A 16,578-nucleotide genomic window follows, 5' to 3' on the forward strand; every position below is an offset into this window, starting at 1 on the left:
GTGGCCTGTGCACCTGTCCTGCCTCTTTTTTTCATGACACCGATCACTTCCTCCTTTTCCACCTTGCCCGGCGAATTCGTGATCCGCAACGCGCATGTCCTGAGCATGGACCCCGCGCTTGGTGAGATGCCGGAAGGCGATATTCATGTGCGCGATGGCGTGATCATTGCCGTGCAGCCGCAACTGCGTTGCCCGGGTGTGACGGAGGTCGATGCGCGCAGCATGATCGCCTTGCCCGGGTTCGTGGATACCCACTGGCACCTGTGGAACAGCGCACTGCGCGGGCTGGTGCGTGGCGATGATGCCGAGTGCGGCTACTTCCCGGTGACGCTGGGGCTCGGGCCGCATTTCACGCCCGAGGATTCATACCGCGCCGTGCGGCTGGGACTTGCCGAGGGACTGCTCTCGGGCATCACCACGGTACACAACTGGTCGCACAACACCCGCTCGCCGCAGCATGCCGATGCCGAACTGCGGGCCATGCGCGAGACGGGTATCCGTGGCCGCTTCTCCTATGGTTGGGGGCAGGACCTGCCGCTCTCAGAGCACATGGATCTCGCGGATCTGGAGCGTGTGAAGGGCGAATGCGAAGGGCGGGACGACCTGATCTCGCTGGGGGCCGCCGTGCGCACGCCCATCGCCAATCCCCGCGGCACCGTACCCATCGAGGTGGTGAGCCACGAGTGTCGGCACATCCGCAAGCTGGGGCTGCCGATCACCATGCATGCGCGTCCGGGCATCGTCTCGCTGCTGCAGGAGCATGGCCTGCTGGGGCCCGACCTGCAACTGGTGCATCCCCAGGGTGTGAGCGAGCAGGAGTGCGGCTGGCTCGCCGAGAGCCGCACCACGATGACGTGTTCGCCGGTGATCGAGATGCACTACGCGCAGGCGGCGCGCGGAGTGATCCAGTTCCATGAACTGGAGCAGGCCGGGGTGCAGCAGAGCCTGTCGGTGGATAGCTCGGCCGCGTCCGCCAACGCCGATTTCTTCAGTTGCATTCGTGCGCTGCTGTGGTCGCACAAGCAGCGCTTCGGCAGCACGCAGCCCTTGTCCGCGCGCCGCCTGCTGCAATTGGCAACGATCGATGGCGCACGGGACCTGGGCCTGGCCGACCGCATCGGTTCGATCACACCCGGCAAGCGCGCCGACCTCATGCTGGTGCGCACCATGGATCTGAACATGGCGCCTGTCATCGATGCCGCCCATGCACTGGTGTACTCGGGCCAGCCCGTGAATGTGGACACGGTGCTGGTGGACGGCAAGGCGCTGGTCCGCCGCGGACAGTTCATACGCATCGACCAGCAGACGGTGGTGCGCGAGGCCGTGGAGTCGGTCCACCGCCTAGCGAAGCTGCAGACCAATCCGCCGAAGCATGTGCAGCGCTGAGCCTGCGCGTCAAGCACCGTCCCGCCGAATCCGTTATTCCACCCCGAGTTTCAACCGAGCAAAAACTGGAGACAACATGAAAGCTCTTTACCGTACCGCTGCCTTGGCCCTGGCCACCAGCTTCGCCGCACTGGGCGCACAGGCCGCCGAGTACCTGGCCCATTCGGAACGCACGCAAGGGCGCACCTATTCGCCAGCGGTGATCACCGAAGGCGGAAAGACGATCTGGATGGCGGGGGTGACGACGACCACCGACCTGGACGGCAAGGACATCCGCGGTGACATGGAGGCGCAGGTGCGGACCGTGTTCGCGCTCATCGACCAGACGCTCAAGCGCGCCGGCGGCGGCATGGGGGACATTGTCAACATGACGGTCTACCTCACCGACGTGCGCAATGGCGCCGTTTTCCAGAAGGTGCGCTCGGAGATGTTCGCCAAGGGCCGCTATCCCGCCAGCGCGCAGGTCACGGTCTCTGCTCTGGCCATGCCGGGCATGCTGGTGGAGATCCAGGCGACCGCGGTGGTGGGCGACAAGCTCGTCCCGGCCCACTGAGGCGGGCGACGAACGAAGCACGCACGGATCGGAGCTACTTGTGAAAGTCCTTGCACATGTCCGTCAGGCACTCGGCGAACACCTGGACGCCGGGCGACATGGAGCGACCCTGCTGGGTCACCATCTCGATGGCGCGGAACACTACGGGATCGTGCAGCGCGACGAAGCGCGCGCGTTTGGAGTTCAGCATGGCACCGACGTAGGAAGGCACCACCGTCATGCCGAGGCCTGCCTCGACCATGCCGACCGCGGTTCCGAGATAGCTCACCTCGAACCGTGGAATCACGGTCACGCCCATCTGTGCGAACAGCGGATCCACCAGCGTACGAAACCCGCTTGCGGTGGAGAGCGTGATCAGCGGTTGGCCTGCAAGGCTCTTCCAGGACAGCTTCTTGCGGTTGGCCAGCGGCCAGTCGCAGGGAACCATGACGCCCATGCTGTGCTTGAGCATCGCCTGCCGCCTGAGTTCGATGTCGGTCTGCGGAAACGCGCCGAAGCCGATGTCCACGTCGCCATTGCTCACCAGGCGAAGCACCTGGTCCACGGGCTGGTCCGCGATGCGCACCTCGATGGCCGGGTGACGCTTCTGGAATTCGGCGATCACCGCAGGCACGAAGCTTGCGGCCAGCAGCGGGGTCGTGGCGATGGTTACGCGGCCGCGACGCTTGTGCAGCAGGTCCTGAGCGTTGGAGACAGCGAATTCGACATCTCGCAGGATGCGCTCGGCGCGCTCCAGAAACTCCTGTCCCGCCTCGGTGAGCATGACCTGGCGCGTGGTGCGGTCGATCAGTTGCAGGCCCACCTGCGCCTCAAGCTCTCGCACCAGCAGGCTGGTGGCCGATTGCGTGAGATGCAGCTTCCGAGCGGCGGCTGTGAAACCGGCGCTGCGGACCACCTCGACGAAGGCGCGCAGCTGGCGCAGTGTGACGTTGGATGCCATTTGGAAAACTCATGATTGGGTTTCATTCATATTAATAGAGAAAGTACCGGAGACATGAAAAAAATCCCAATGCTGCTGGCCGGCATGGCCCCTCTTTGCGTCCTGGCGCAGGGCTCGGTCACCATTTTTGGCGTCGTGGACACGGGCGTCGCCTACGTGAAGGCCGGCGGCAAGAGCGTCACGGCGCTCACCAACAGTGGTGCAAGCTATTCGCGCCTGGGCTTCCGAGGCTCGGAGGATCTGGGTGGTGGCCTCAAGGCCGGGTTCTGGCTGGAGGCGCCGCTCTCCGGTGACACCGGGCAAGGGCTGAACCCGGCGACGGGGTTCAACTTTGCGCGCCGGGCCACGGTGAGCCTTGCAGGCAGCTTCGGCGAATTGCGCCTGGGGCAGGACTACACCGCTTCGTATTACAACCCCGCCTGGTTCGACCCGTTCCAGGGAACAGGCATCGGCCAACCCACGGCCTTCATGATGCTGGGCTCGCCCATCCGCATCGGCAATGCCGTGAGCTATTTCCTTCCGCGATCCCTGGGGGGCTGAACGGCCAGCTGCAATACGCCTTTGGCGAGGAGCCGTCGGGCTCCACCAACAGCAAGAAGGGCAACTACCTGGGCATCCGCGCAGGCTACTCCGATGCACGCATGAACCTTGCAGTGTCGGCTTCGCAATACCACAGCGGTACTGCCACGGCGGCCAGCCGCATCGACAGCATGAGCGTGGTGGGTACCTACGATTTGGGCGTGGTCAAGCCCATGGCGTTCTGGGCCAGCGAGAAGAACTCGTCGGGCGCGCGCATCGATGCCTACCTCGTCGGCGCCACCGCACCGCTCGGGCCCATGGGGGAGCTGCGCGCCACGTACAGCTACTACGACCGAAAGAGCAGCGGGAATGACTGGACCAAGCTGGCGCTGGGCTATCTGCACAACCTCTCCAGGCGAACGGCGCTCTATGGCACCTATGCACGCATCGACAACCGAGGCGGGTCCACGCAGATCATCACCACGACGGGCTTCGGCAATGCACCGATCAGCCAGCCGCTGACCAACCGCCCCGGCGCCAGTTCATCCGGACTCGAATTCGGCATCCGCCATATTTTCTAAGGAGACAGACATGCATTCTTCGATCCTCTTCGGCAGGCGTTCCGTCGTGGGCCTGGCACTCTCTGCAGCCCTGGCCCTGGCGGGCACGGCGCAGGCGCAGCAGGTAACCGCTGCCACAGCCGCCCCAGGCCCGACGCCGGCCCAGATCCAGGAACTGTGGGACAAGCAGGCGATCACCGAGTTGATCAATACCTATCCGCGCGGCCTGGACCGCCTCGACCGTGACTTGCTGCTCTCCATCGGACACCCCGATGCCAAGATGACCTTCGGCAAGACGGAGTTTCCGAGCTGGGCCGCCTACGTGGATTGGCTCATGAAGGCCCATGACGAGATGACGGGCAACAACCACCGCATGACCAATATTCTCATCCGCGTGAACGGCGACCGTGCCGTCAGCGAGACCACGGGAACGGCCACCTTGCTCGTGCCCAAGGCGGGCGATCCAGACATGTACGAGGAGCGCTGGATGCACTCGCGCTACCTGGATGCATGGTCGCGCCGCAATGGCAAGTGGGGCCTCGACGGCCGCAAGACGGTGAGTGACTACCGCCGTATCAGCTACGTGAGCGCCGCCGAAGTGAAGAAGAACTACCAGGTCGCTCCGCGCATGGGCAAGAACGACCCGTCATACAAGCTGTTCGGCGCGCAGTGACCTGCATGCAGGCCTGTTCTTTGCCTGCTCTTCCATTGACTGACTGAAAGAAGTGGCCCCTTGGGGCGAGGAGATAACCGGGATGAATACGAACACTAACGAAGGCAGGAGCCTGCAGGCTCTCGCGGGAATGCATGCTCCTTGCTGCTCGCGGCGCCGGTTCATGGGCGTGTTTTCGGGCCTCGCCGCTGCGGCGGCATTGCCGGGCTGCCAGCACGTGCCTGCAGTTTCCACCGAGCCTGGTGCGGTGGGGGCTGCCGGTGCTGCGGCGGTCGGCTCGCGCATCGACGTCCATCATCATTTCTTTTCCCCCAAATGGGTGCAGGCGGTGGAAAAGCGCAATGCATTGCAGCCTGTGCTCGGTTTCGACCATTTCAAGAACTGGACGCTGGATCGCGACATCGAGGTGCTGGATCGTGACGGTGTGGAGAAGGCCTATCTGTCGGTCACCCAGCCGGGTGTCTGGTTTGGTGACGTCAAGGAGTCCGCCTACCTGGCGCGCGACCTCAATGAGCATGGCGCGGGCATGAAGGAAAAGCGCAAGGGCCGCTACGGCTTGTTCGCCGTGCTGCCCCTGCCGGACATGGATGCCACGCTGCGTGAGATCGAATATGCGTTCGATGTGCTCAAGGCCGACGGCGTGGGGCTCCTGTCGAGCTATGACGACAAGTGGCTGGGCGACCCGTCGTTCGCTCCGATGTGGAAGGAGCTCAACCGCCGCAAGGCCGTGGTGTACGTTCATGCCACAGCGCCCGGCTGTTGTTCGTGGAACTACCAGCCCGGAGTCTTGCCCACCATCGTGGAGCTCAGTTCCGACCTGGCACGCGCGATGGTGAGTCTGGTCCATAACGGCGTTGCCAATGCCACGCCCGACGTGCGCTTCATCTGGTCGCACGGCGGCGGCAGCATCTGGGCGCAGCGCTTCCTGGTAGGCGAGACGGTGCAGTCGCTGGCGCAGGAGGCACCTCTCAATTCGCGCCTGCACCATTTCCGCCGCTTCTACTACGACACGGCCGCGGCAGCGGATGCGGTGCACATGGGCATCCTCAAGATGATCGTGCCCCATTCGCAGATTCTGTTCGGCTCGGACTATCCGTGGGTCGAGCCTGCCAGGATCGCCAAAGGTCTTGAACAAAGCGGCTTCACGGCCGACGAACTGAAGGCCATCTACCGCACCAACGCCCTGAAGATGCTGGCGCGTAAATAGGACGACAGAACCCATCCGGATGGGCTTTGCGGGCGCCATGCCCAGGCGGAGCCGTGCCCGTCGCACATCGCATATCGCATATCGCATATCGCACTTCACCACACTATCTCAGCAACAGGAGAACCACCGCATGGGCCCACAAGCTCTGCCACCCACCGATCCCCAGGCGCTTCTTGCCGCCGTGCTCAAGGCGAACGCCGGCACTGCCGACGCGAGGCTCAGGGAGATCCTGGAGATCGGCATCCGGCATCTGCATGCCTTCGCCCTCGAGGCCCACCTCACCCCCACCGAGCTGGAGAAGGGCCTGGATTTTCTGGTCGCGATCGGCCAGGCATCCGGACCGAAGAAGCACGAGGGCATCCTGTTGGCCGACATTCTCGGGCTGGCCACGCTGGTGCAACTGCACGATGCGCGCCATGCGCTCGAAGCCGGGGGCACGGAGCCCGCATTGATAGGGCCGTTCTGGCGCGCGAATCAGCCGGCAAAGAAGAATGGCGAGCGTATCTGCAGCGCGGACACCCCCGGCGCCCGCATGAAGGTCAGGGGCCGCGTGCTGTCGCTGGACGGCACGCCGCTGGCGGGCGCACGCGTCGAAACCTGGCAGGCATCGCCCAAGGGCCTGTACGAAAACCAGGACGAGACACAGGAGCAAATGAACCTGCGAGGCCGCTTCGAGACCGACGAGCAGGGCTGTTTCTCCTTCGAGAGCGTGCGTCCGGCAGGCTACCCGGTGCCCGTGGACGGTCCCTGCGGAGCGCTCCTGGCAGCACAGGGCCGACACATCATGCGGCCTGCGCATCTGCATTTCCTGGTGGTTGCGGAAGGCCACAAGGTGCTGGCGACACAGTACTTCGACATCGACGATCCACACGCGTTCGACGACGTGGTGTTCGGCGCGGTGGGGTCGCTGCTGCGTCGTTTCGAACCCGGTGAGGACGGCAGCTTCAGCCTGGATCTGGAGCTGCGCCTCGAGCCCGGCGAGACCCGCATTCCCCAATGCCCCATCCCATGACGTCTTCTGAACCGAACACACGCAAAATGAACAGTGCTTTCTCTCCCCTGGACCGCCTGGACGGCCAGACCACCGTGATCACCGGAGGGCTGGGCGCCATCGGCGCGGCCACGGCCCGGCGTCTCGCGGCGCTGGGTGCCCGCATCGTGCTGCTGCACCGCTCGGACGCGCAGCAGGCTGCGGCCCTGGCCGCATCGCTGCCGGGCACGGGGCATGGCGCCATCGTCGCCTCGGTCACCGACAGCCAGCAGCTGCATGCCGCGGCGCAGGCTGCCGAGCAGACCTATGGACCGGCGCGGATACTCGTCAACTGTGCGGGCTTCACCCGCCAGGTTCCCGCCTCCGATCTCGAAGGGCTTGATGACGGGCTTATCGACGACATCTTCGCATCCAACTGGCGTGGCACCTTCGCGGCAATTCGCGCGTTCGCGCCGCAGTTGCAGGCCGCGGGTGACAGCGTGGTCGTGAATGTGTCGTCCATCGCCGCGGGCACCGGCCTGGGGAGCAACCTGGCCTACGCGGCGGCCAAGGCCGGCATCGACGCGCTCACCAAGGGGCTGGCAAAGACACTGGCGCCGCACACCCGGGTCCTGGCGGTTGCTCCGGGCGTGGTGGACACGTCATTCGTTCCCGGGCGCGATGCGGGCTTCAATGCGAAGACGGGAGCCTCGATTCCCTTGCGCCGCGTGGGCACAGCCGACGACGTGGCCGCCGCGATCGCGGCGTGCTGCACGAGCCTGCGCTACGCCACGGGCAGCATCTTCGTCGCAGATGGCGGCCGCCACCTCTGAGATCGTGACCACGCTCCGATCCGCACCCCATGCATTCGCAACAGATATGAACCAACCCATCATCCTGACCTGCGCGGTCACGGGCAACCTGACCACGCCCGAGCAGACCCCCTACCTGCCCATCACCCCCGAGCAACTGTCCACTGCATGCATCGAGGCCCATGACGCCGGTGCTGCAGCCGTGCACATCCATGTACGCGATCCGCAGACCGGCAAGCCGTCCATGGACGTGGATCTGTACGCCCAGGTGGTGCAGACCCTGCGCCGCGAGTGCCCTTCGCTCATCATCAATCTCACCACCGGGCCGGGAGGGCGCTACGTGCCCAGCGAAAGCGACCCCAAGATCCATGCCCCGGGAACCTCGCTGCTGCCGCCCGAGGAGCGTGTGCGCCACGTCGCGGCGCTGCAGCCCGATATCTGTTCGCTGGATCTCAACACCATGAACTCGGGCAACCAGGTGGTGATGAACACACCTGCCAACGTGCGCCGCATGGCGAAGGTCATCCGCGAGGCGGGCGTGGTGCCCGAGCTCGAATGCTTTGATACCGGCGATCTGGTGCTTGCTCAGCAACTGATCGAGGAGGGATGCCTGCAGGGGCCCGGCATCTTCAGCTTTGTGATGGGGGTTCGCTACTCGCTGCCATTCACCGCGCAGGCCATGCAGCTCGCCTGCGCGCTGATACCTGCGCGGGCGCAGTGGACGGCGTTTGCCGTGGGGCGCCACGCTTTTCCGGCCGTTGCCCAAGCCTGTCTTCTGGGTGGAAATGTCCGCATAGGGCTGGAGGACACGATCTACATGAGCCGCGGCGAACTCGCCAGAAGCAACGCCGATCTGGTTCGCAAGGCCCGACGCATCGTCGAGGACCTGGGCGGTGAGCTAGCCACCAGCGAGCAGGCCCGCAAGCGCTGGGGCCTGCGCGCAGACAACGCGGCACCGTCGTCGCATTGAAGAAATGCGCGTTGCGCGCCAACCTGCATTTTTCCTTCCTCATCTCCCATTCGGAAACAACCCCATCATGAATACCATCGCCAATCGCCCCCATATGCTGAGACTGTCCGCAAAGGCGGCCAGCGCCGAGGACATCGCCCCCTCCATTGCCCCTCAGTCCCAACCCGAGCCTGGGCCGGGCGAAGCCGTCGTGGAGGTCTTTGCCGCGGCAGTCAACCCCAGCGACGTCAAGGCTGCCCTGGGCGCCATGCCCCAGGCTGTCTGGCCCCGCACACCCGGCCGCGATTTCGCGGGCCGTGTCGTCGCCGGCCCGGCCGAGTGGTTGGGAGAGGATGTCTGGGGCACGGGAGGGGATCTCGGTGTGACGCGGGATGGCACGCACGCACGTTATCTCCTCATTCCTGCGGACGCCTTGAGCAGAAAGCCAGCGAGTGTCTCCGTGGCGGCCGCCGCAACCGTCGGCGTGCCTTTCATCACCGCTCACGAAGGCTTGCGCCGCGCCGGCTTGCGAGGCGCGGGCCAGACCGTTCTGGTGCTGGGGGCGAATGGGAAGGTAGGCCAGGCGGCGGTTCAACTGGCGACCCGGGCGGGCGCGCGCGTGATCGGCGTCGACCGCAACGCGGATACCTACCGTGGACACGCCTCTGCGCCGATCACCCTGTTCGACAGTGCCACTCCCGATCTCGCTCAGCGTGTCCTGGAGTGCACCGAAGGTCGCGGCGCAGACATTGCCTACAACACCGTGGGCTCTCCTTATTTCGATCTGGCGCTGAACAGCCTCGCCATAGGCGGCACGCAGGTGCTGATCTCCACGATCGAGCGCTCCGTGCCCTTCGACATCCTGGCGTTCTACCGTCGCAACCTGCAGATGCTGGGGGTGGACAGTCTCAAGCTCAGCGTCACTCACTGCGCGCAAGTGCTCAACACGCTGCTGCCCGGGTTCAACGATGGATCGCTGCAGGCCTTTGACGTGGACGAGGCAACCCTTCTGCCGTTCACGGAGGCTGCCAACGCCTATCGGAAGGTACTGAGCGGCTCGATGGACCGTGTGGTCCTGGCTCCCTGAAAGGATGCGTCATGCATGTCGTGCCTTTCATGCGGGCGCCTGCCTACGATGCCCCCGGTCATTCCGGCATGCGGATGCATAGGCTCCAGGGAGTGGAGGCCGGACCATCGGATGCCATCTGGATCGGCTGTTCGCTGATCGAGCCCGGGGGAGGCACCACCCCCGGTGCTTCCGACGTCGAGAAGTTCTATGTCTGCCTCGAAGGCGAAGTGCAGGTTACCGCACAGGCCGACGGCCCGGCGCAGGTGACGACACTGCGTCCGTTGGACAGTTGTCGCATTGCGCCCGGTGAAATGCGGCAACTGCTCAACGCCAGCGCGAAGCCCGCACGTCTGCTGCTGGTCATGTCACGCAAGCTGTGAGGCGCTGGGCCGGTCCGGCTTCCGGCTGGGTTACCGGGCGTGGAAACGCCTGGCCCGAAGTCGAGCCGTCAGGTACGGCCACAAGTGTTTGGCGGCCGTCAGTCCGCGGTGAAGGCCGGCCGCCATCACGGCCGTGACAGTGAGCATCGCTGCGGTGTGCACCACCATGGCGGCGAGTGCCAGGCCCAGCGAGTCCTGCAGGCCTGCCTCGCGGGAGGGACCGTTCCCGGCGCAAAGCGGCATGAGCGCGGGTACCAGCATCAACCCGGCGCCATGCAGGGTGGACATCATGAACGTCCACAGCGCGAGCCCCGCATGGCCTGAGGAGGCATGGCTCCGTCCGGATACATGGCACGCAACGTGGGCGATCACGATGAGGCAGAGCAGCCCGCCCACAAGCATCAGCAGCATCGAGCGGTCCATGGCAAGCCCGAAGACCACGGCGGCGGCCGTCACGGCCATCGCGGCGGCATGGCCCAGGGCAATCAGCGCCAGTGTCCACCGAGGCCGTGCCAGCACTCGTGAACGCGAGCCCCTGCCCAGGGCCCACATCCAGCCGGAGAGCGGATTCAAACCATGGAGCGCGCCGGCAGCTGCGATCGCGAGCCATGGCCAGAGGCTTGTCATGGTGTTGTCTCGACACGTAGGGATTTGTCAGGTGCGGCGTTTCAATGGCAGCACGATCCGGCCGTGGCCGTGGCCGCGGCAGCCGCGGGTACGGGCTCATGGCGGTCGTGGTGGCGCGCCAACTCCTTCTTGTGGTGTCCATTGGATTCGCTGCGACCATGAGGCATGAGGTCGAGCAGGGCGTAGGTTCCCATCATCACCTCCACGCCGCGCCCATAGGTCGAGTAGGTGTGGAAGACGTGGCCTGCCTCGTCCTTGCAGAACACGCTGATTCCAGGCCACTCCTCGCCAACGAGAGGCCACTCTCCGTAGTTGTAGTCGATGTGCCCGCTTGCGATTTCCTGTGAGGTGAAGGTGACGCCGAAGTCATGGTTGAAGTCCGACCCATGGGAGGACACCCAATCGAACCGCCAGCCCATGCGCTGGCGAAAGTGCTCGATGTCCGCCAGCGTCGTGCGCGAGACGGCCACGAAGGTGACGTCGCGCTGCGCAAGGTGGGGGATCATGCCGTCGGTGTGATCGGCCATGTAGGAGCAGCGCGGGCAGCCTTGCTCCCATCCCGGCGCGAACATGAAATGCTGCACCAACAGCTGGCTGCGGCCCTCGAACAGTTCGGCGAGCGAGCGCTTTCCGCGCGGGGTGTCGAAGACGTAATTTTTCTCGACGCGCTCCCATGGCAACGCGCGGCGTTCGCGGGCGACCTGGTCGCGCAGATGCGTCAGCTCCTTTTCGCGCGCCAGCAGGGCCTTGCGCCGGGAAATCCATTGCTCGTGCGAAACGACGCCAGCGGCCGATGTGCCTGCTTGGGATAGGGTGATATTCACGGTGTGCTCCTTGGCTCGATGAGCCGTTCGGGTTTCAGAAAGTGCAGTGAAGTCACTGTATGCAATCGAGGGGAGCAGCAGGGAGTAACAAGATTGTCGTGATTCCGTTTCAGGGAAAGAAGGTTCTTTGCGGAATACCGGGTTTTATGAGGTCGCGTGACGAATGGGCGCGTTGTGTTCGCGGTGAGAGTCTTCGTGTGGAGGTGCTGATATGGCCCCTCATACTTTGTTGCAAAGGCTTGCCGTGCCAAAGTACTGTCTTCGCCTTTGCGTCGCGTCTCTTGGGCCATCTCAGCATTGGGGTGAACAGTTCATGGCGGGCGCGCGCTGCTCAGGCTGTTGTTTGGAAAGCATCGCGATCAATGATGAATCGATAAAAAGAGACCGGAGCATGCAAGCGCATGCCCGGTCGTCAATCACCTTGGAAATGCAAGAAAACTACCAGAATCAGAAGGTATGGCGGACTCCGAACTCGAAGCCATCGCTGTTGCCTCCGGCCGACTTCACGGCATGGCCGAGGTTGTAGTTCGTGCCGTTGCCCTTGTTGTCGATGCGTGCGACGTGCCCGTAGATCGCTGTGCGCTTGGACAGGTCGTAGACGTAGCCGATGGCCAGGTGCTGCGCATCATTGGCCACGCCGCTGGCATTGACGCGTGAATACGCGGCCCGGACATGACCCTGTCCAAGCGGCACGCGCGCGCCGACCAGCGCGGTCTTGGTGGACGTGCTTCCCACCTTGTTCTGGTTCCAGAGCACCATGAGCTCGGCCACGCCGAAGTCGTAGGAGCCGCCGATGTTGGTCTGGCGCAGGTCGTTCAGCGACGAGATATCGGTGTGCGTGGTGGCCACGACCACATCCACAGGGCCGCTGCGGTAGCCGATGCGCACGCCCATCACGCGGCCATCGTTCCTGGTCGGGCCGCTCGCGGAGTTTTCACCGAACGCGTACATGGCCTGGCCGTACACGCCACCCATCTTGGGCAGGAAGTAGGCCACCGAGTTCGATGCCCGCACATGGGTCACACGCGCTGCACCCTGCACCGGATAGAACAGAAAGGACGAGCTGCCGACACCGTTCGTGCCGAAGGGGCTGAAGCTCGCCAGATTCCGGAATCCCGGCACGAAATCGCGGCCGAGGCGCACTTCACCCCAGTGGCTGCTCGCCAGGCTCAGTGTGGCGCGGCGCCCGAATGTCAGGCCGCCCGAGTTGGATGCACCGCCGGGCTGGTTGTTGGCGTTGGTGCTGCCGCCCGTGCCATTGTCGGGGTTGAGCGCGCCTTCCAGCCAGAACCCGGCCTTCAGTCCACCTCCGAGGTCTTCTGTTCCGCGAAATCCGATGCGGCTCGACTGATTGCCATCGGTGCCGAGAATGTTCACCGAGCCATTGCCGCTGCTGCGCAGGTGCGACACATTGGCGTCGATGATGCCGAACACGGTGACGGTCGATTGGGCGCACGCTGCCGTTGCGCCTGCTGCCAGCGCGGCGCATATCGCCACACGGGTGGTTTTCTTCATGCTTGTATGTCTCCATGAGTTTGCTGCAGGATGTCTGCGGGGGCGCAGTCTATGGAGGCCGGCTGTCAAACGGCTGTCAGTGCATTGGGTAGTAACACCGATACCGCGCGTGTTCGCTTTGCGCGTACATGCAGGCTGCATTGGGACCTGGCGCGCAAGGTGCTAATGCCATGAAGGCATTGAAATCAAAGGGAAAAGTCCAAGTAGCCCCGCAATTCGGCAGACAAGCCAAAGGACACAGGATGCGGCCGACGATGGACTAAATTTGGAAAATGCCCCCGGCAGGACTACGCCAATCGAAGGCGAGGACCTGAGGGAGCACTACAGGAGGCTGCCGGCGATGCGTGACGCGATCTTGTCCTGGGGCGTGGTCTTGCTCGTCTTCGCACGGTTCGCCGCCACCTTGAGCAGCCGTTGAAAGGTCGGGCATTCTGTGTGGCTGGGGGCAGGGCATTCAGCGGCGTGGCGCAGGCCCTGGCTCATCGATCGCAGGCGCTTGATCGTCATGTCGATCCTGTCCGCCTTGGCCAGCAGCAGCTGCCGGTCCACCCTGGAGCTGCCATCGGCGGGAAGCATGGGTCGGATCTCGTCCAGCGAGAGACCTCCGGCCTGTCCCAGGGCGATCAATGCAAGCTGGTCCAGTACATCGGGTGCGAAGCGTCGCCTTTCGCCCGCGGCACTGAGTGCCGTGATCAGGCCCTGCTTTTCGTAGAAGCGCACCGTGGAGGATGGCAGGCCCGTGCGCCGGGCGACTTCCGAAATATCCATTGGGGGTCTCTTGACTTGAAGTTAACTTCAACTTCTATCATGCCCTAAAGAGATGATCTCTTCAATGGAAAGGATATGCAATGGGTTCGGTGCAAGGATGGGCCGAGGTGCTTTTGATCGGTGTGGGGGCGACGATGGTGATGGATGTGTGGGGGTTCATCCAGAGGCGCCTGGGGATTCCGACGCTGGACTATGCGATGGTCGGCCGCTGGGTGGGCCACCTTTTCAAGGGCAGGTTCAGCCATGCCCATATCGGCAAGGCATCGCCGGTGGCCGGGGAGCGGCTGCTGGGCTGGATGGTGCACTACGCGACGGGTATCGCCTTCGCCGTGCTGCTGATCGGTGTCTTTGGCATGTCGTGGCTGGAGACGCCCACATGGTGGCCGGCGTTGGCCGTGGGGGTGTGTACCGTGGCGATCCCCTTCTTCGTGACGCAGCCGGCGATGGGCATGGGGGTTGCAGCATCCCGCACGCCGGTGCCATGGGTGAGCCGCCTGCGCAGCGTTCTGACGCATGCAGTCTTTGGCGGTGGGCTTTATCTGTCCGCCGCGATGCTGCAATGGATGGCGAGCCACTGAGCGCCTTGGGCGTTGTGGGTGGGAGGTAGCGCAGGAAGCCGGTGATTCCTTTCTGGTGGAGTGGTCTACGCTCCTTTCTGTTTTTATTGTTTAGTGTAGACTGAACAAATCGAATGAAAATCGGATCATCCAGCATGAGTTCGGAAAAAAAAGCCACCGGGCAGCAGGCCCGGGAATTGTTCATTGAGCGCAACGCCATTCAGGCGGAGGCCAGTGGCCTGTCCCGCATCGCGGGGCGCCTGATTGCGGTCATGTTGCTCGATGGCGGCCCTATCAGCTTCGCGGATCTGGCCGAGCGCATGCAGGCCAGCCGGGCGAGCGTGAGTACCAACACCCGCCTGCTCGAGCGAGTGGGGGTCATCGAGCGCGTGGCCGTGCGGGGCGAGCGGCAGGATTTCTTCCAGCTTCAGGCCAATCCCTTTGCCATGGCGATCCAGCAGAGCATCCAGGAGTGCCAGCGCTTTTCGGGCTACGTGGATGATTTGCTGTCGAGCTGTGAACTGGACGAAGACGCGATCGACCGGTTGCTGGAGGCCCAGTACTTTCATCGCGTGACGGCGCAGGCCATGCAGGAAATGCTGGACAAGCTGGACCACGAAGGGTGGAAGGCCGGGGCGGCGCCACAGAGGGCGGGAAAAGCCGTACCTCCCGCTTCGAAAACCGCCGCCGGGGCAGCCGGGTCCCGGCGCTCCGCGACACCCGGGCGCGCGCCCGCGAAGAAGCAGGCAGCGAAGGGTACCCAGGACAAGGTGAAGGCCGGGAAGGCATCCCGATGAGGGCAGGGTTTCGCTGGGTGATGCCTGTGTCGGCAATGATGCTGGCGGGATGCGCATCGGTGGCCGACGCACCGCCACCGTTCCCTGTCATGGCTTCGCAGTACTCATCGCCCCAGGCCCTGCAGGCACAGGCGGAAGACAGTGCAGCGCTGCTGGGCTCGTGGTGGCTGCTGTTCGATGCGCCTGAGCTGAACGGCCTGGTGAAGCAGGCGCTTGCGGAGAGCACGGAGGCACGCATGGCGGTGGCGCGCATGCGCGAGGCGCGTGCGCTGCGCGAGGCCGCGCTGACGCAGTATCGGCCCCAGGGGGGCGTGGAGGCGAGGACCGAGCGCCGGGGATCCCGCCGGCTCGACGGGGCGAAGGGCGAAGGCGGCGCAGCGGATCTGGGCACGCAAGGCAACTCGGCGCTCGGGCTGCAGGTGTCCTGGGAACTGGATGTGTTCGGACGCGGGACGGCACATGCGCGTCAGGCGGAAGGGGAATATGCGGCGGCGCTGTACTCTGCCCACGCCGAACGGGCCGCGCTGGTGGCCGAGGTTGCGCGAACCTGGTTCGAGGTTCAGCGGTTGGCCGCTGCGCTGGAGGACGCCCGGGCTACCGTGGCCATTCAGCAGAACCTGCAGCACCTGCTCGAGCGGAAGCTGGACAGGGGGCTTGCACCGCTGTCGGAGCTGGCTCGTGTGGAGGCGGGCCTCTGGGCTGCCCAGGCAGACGAGGTGGCATTGCAGGCCCGGTGGGATGCCGGCAGGCGTGCCTTGCTGGTGCTGGTGGGACTTGGCGATGCATCGCTTGACGAGTTGCCGCTGGCCGCGCAGCCTACGCAGCCACCCGCATTGCCGCAGGCGCTGCCGTCGGAGCTGCTGGCGCGGCGTCCCGATGTGCTGATGGCGCGAGCCCAGATGAATGCAGCGGCAGGCGGTCTGCAACTGTCACGCCTGGCGCTGTGGCCGAGCATCACGCTGACGCCCGGCATCGGCTTGAACTGGCAGAACCATGCCGGATCGCTGCGTACCGGCTACTGGTCCCTGGCCGGCAACGTGCTCCTTCCCGTGCTGGATCGCCCCCGTCTGCTGGCGCAGGCGCGGGCACAGGGCGCCCGCGCGGAGCAGGCGGTGATCACCTACGAGCAGACGGTCCAGCGGGCGTTTTCGGAGACCGACCAGGCGCTGCTGCAGATGGCCTCCGACCTGCCGCGGCTGGGAATGTTGCAGCGTGCGCAGGATCGCGCGGAAGCAGCGTTCCACGCGTCGGAGAAGGGGTATCGCGCAGGCGTCTTCGACCTGATGACGGTGCTGGATGCCGAGCGCACCTATCGGCAGGCGCGCGTTGCGTTGACGGATGCGCGGGGGATGGCGCTGAACCATGCAGTGCAGGTGTTCCAGGCCCTGGGCGGGGGCTGGCAAGCCGACGCGGACTGGATTCCGCAGGGCTGAGCCGCGTGCTTCTTCGTCCATGGGTCGTCGTGATGGTTG

At 64.7% G+C, this 16,578-nt stretch carries 19 protein-coding genes; 14 read left to right on the forward strand and 5 right to left on the reverse strand.

The features are described from left to right. Positions 1-33 precede the first annotated feature (33 nt). The gene (locus H9K76_RS08295; RefSeq protein WP_187599473.1) at positions 34-1,386 is read left to right on the forward strand and encodes an amidohydrolase family protein; all 1,353 of its coding nucleotides are present in this window, start codon (positions 34-36) and stop codon (positions 1,384-1,386) included. Positions 1,387-1,462: 76 nt separating this feature from the next. Continuing rightward, on the forward strand, positions 1,463-1,939 hold the full coding sequence (locus H9K76_RS08300; protein WP_187599475.1) for a RidA family protein: 477 nt from the start codon (positions 1,463-1,465) through the stop codon (positions 1,937-1,939). Between the two features lie 34 nt (positions 1,940-1,973). Here the strand turns inward: H9K76_RS08300 and H9K76_RS08305 are convergent, their stop codons facing one another. Beyond that, positions 1,974-2,879, reverse strand: a complete 906-nt coding sequence (locus H9K76_RS08305; RefSeq protein WP_187599477.1) for a LysR family transcriptional regulator — start codon at positions 2,877-2,879, stop codon at positions 1,974-1,976. A gap of 54 nt (positions 2,880-2,933) precedes the next feature. Between H9K76_RS08305 and H9K76_RS23575 the strand changes: the two genes are divergently transcribed. The 9 genes from H9K76_RS23575 to H9K76_RS08350 all read left to right on the forward strand — a co-directional run bounded on the left by H9K76_RS23575 (position 2,934) and on the right by H9K76_RS08350 (position 10,018). Beyond that, on the forward strand, positions 2,934-3,419 hold the full coding sequence (locus tag H9K76_RS23575; protein WP_187599479.1) for a porin: 486 nt from the start codon (positions 2,934-2,936) through the stop codon (positions 3,417-3,419). An 8-nt stretch (positions 3,420-3,427) separates the two neighbouring features. Next, positions 3,428-3,979 (forward strand): porin, encoded by a 552-nt coding sequence (locus tag H9K76_RS23580; protein ID WP_281394296.1) that lies wholly within the window; start codon positions 3,428-3,430, stop codon positions 3,977-3,979. A gap of 10 nt (positions 3,980-3,989) precedes the next feature. After that, positions 3,990-4,631 (forward strand): nuclear transport factor 2 family protein, encoded by a 642-nt coding sequence (locus tag H9K76_RS08320; RefSeq protein ID WP_187599482.1) that lies wholly within the window; start codon positions 3,990-3,992, stop codon positions 4,629-4,631. A gap of 82 nt (positions 4,632-4,713) precedes the next feature. After that, positions 4,714-5,838 (forward strand): amidohydrolase family protein, encoded by a 1,125-nt coding sequence (locus tag H9K76_RS08325; RefSeq protein WP_246475390.1) that lies wholly within the window; start codon positions 4,714-4,716, stop codon positions 5,836-5,838. A gap of 130 nt (positions 5,839-5,968) precedes the next feature. After that, on the forward strand, positions 5,969-6,850 hold the full coding sequence (locus H9K76_RS08330) for a dioxygenase family protein (RefSeq protein WP_187599484.1): 882 nt from the start codon (positions 5,969-5,971) through the stop codon (positions 6,848-6,850). A gap of 26 nt (positions 6,851-6,876) precedes the next feature. After that, positions 6,877-7,641, forward strand: a complete 765-nt coding sequence (locus H9K76_RS08335; RefSeq protein WP_187599486.1) for an SDR family NAD(P)-dependent oxidoreductase — start codon at positions 6,877-6,879, stop codon at positions 7,639-7,641. 46 nt (positions 7,642-7,687) lie between these two features. After that, positions 7,688-8,590, forward strand: a complete 903-nt coding sequence (locus H9K76_RS08340; protein WP_187599488.1) for a beta-keto acid cleavage family enzyme — start codon at positions 7,688-7,690, stop codon at positions 8,588-8,590. Between the two features lie 67 nt (positions 8,591-8,657). Then, positions 8,658-9,656 (forward strand): quinone oxidoreductase family protein, encoded by a 999-nt coding sequence (locus tag H9K76_RS08345; RefSeq protein ID WP_246475391.1) that lies wholly within the window; start codon positions 8,658-8,660, stop codon positions 9,654-9,656. A gap of 68 nt (positions 9,657-9,724) precedes the next feature. Continuing rightward, positions 9,725-10,018 (forward strand): cupin domain-containing protein, encoded by a 294-nt coding sequence (locus H9K76_RS08350; protein ID WP_343066325.1) that lies wholly within the window; start codon positions 9,725-9,727, stop codon positions 10,016-10,018. A gap of 30 nt (positions 10,019-10,048) precedes the next feature. On the opposite strand, the gene H9K76_RS08355 is transcribed toward H9K76_RS08350, so the two are convergent. The 4 genes from H9K76_RS08355 to H9K76_RS08370 all read right to left on the reverse strand — a co-directional run bounded on the left by H9K76_RS08355 (position 10,049) and on the right by H9K76_RS08370 (position 13,752). Continuing rightward, positions 10,049-10,645 carry a hypothetical protein gene (locus H9K76_RS08355; RefSeq protein WP_187599491.1) on the reverse strand — a complete coding sequence of 199 codons (597 nt, stop codon included), beginning with the start codon at positions 10,643-10,645 and terminating at the stop codon, positions 10,049-10,051. Positions 10,646-10,686: 41 nt separating this feature from the next. Beyond that, on the reverse strand, positions 10,687-11,469 hold the full coding sequence (locus H9K76_RS08360; RefSeq protein WP_223196284.1) for a DUF899 domain-containing protein: 783 nt from the start codon (positions 11,467-11,469) through the stop codon (positions 10,687-10,689). 447 nt (positions 11,470-11,916) lie between these two features. Further along, positions 11,917-12,984: a porin gene (locus H9K76_RS08365; protein ID WP_187599493.1), complete on the reverse strand. Its 1,068-nt coding sequence runs from the start codon at positions 12,982-12,984 to the stop codon at positions 11,917-11,919. 321 nt (positions 12,985-13,305) lie between these two features. After that, positions 13,306-13,752, reverse strand: a complete 447-nt coding sequence (locus H9K76_RS08370) for a helix-turn-helix domain-containing protein (protein WP_187599494.1) — start codon at positions 13,750-13,752, stop codon at positions 13,306-13,308. An 80-nt stretch (positions 13,753-13,832) separates the two neighbouring features. Here H9K76_RS08370 and H9K76_RS08375 point away from each other — a divergent pair, with 80 nt between their 5' ends. The 3 genes from H9K76_RS08375 to H9K76_RS08385 all read left to right on the forward strand — a co-directional run bounded on the left by H9K76_RS08375 (position 13,833) and on the right by H9K76_RS08385 (position 16,539). Then, positions 13,833-14,330, forward strand: coding sequence for a DUF2938 domain-containing protein (locus tag H9K76_RS08375; RefSeq protein ID WP_187599496.1), 498 nt, complete (start codon positions 13,833-13,835; stop codon positions 14,328-14,330). Between the two features lie 134 nt (positions 14,331-14,464). After that, complete coding sequence (locus H9K76_RS08380; RefSeq protein ID WP_187599498.1) at positions 14,465-15,106, forward strand: GbsR/MarR family transcriptional regulator; 642 nt, start codon at positions 14,465-14,467, stop codon at positions 15,104-15,106. Then, positions 15,103-16,539 (forward strand): efflux transporter outer membrane subunit, encoded by a 1,437-nt coding sequence (locus H9K76_RS08385; RefSeq protein ID WP_187599500.1) that lies wholly within the window; start codon positions 15,103-15,105, stop codon positions 16,537-16,539. The genes H9K76_RS08380 and H9K76_RS08385 overlap by 4 nt, the downstream gene beginning before the upstream one ends. Positions 16,540-16,578 lie beyond the last annotated feature (39 nt).

Source organism: Diaphorobacter ruginosibacter, from assembly GCF_014395975.1.
GTDB lineage: Bacteria > Pseudomonadota > Gammaproteobacteria > Burkholderiales > Burkholderiaceae_C > Diaphorobacter_A > Diaphorobacter_A ruginosibacter.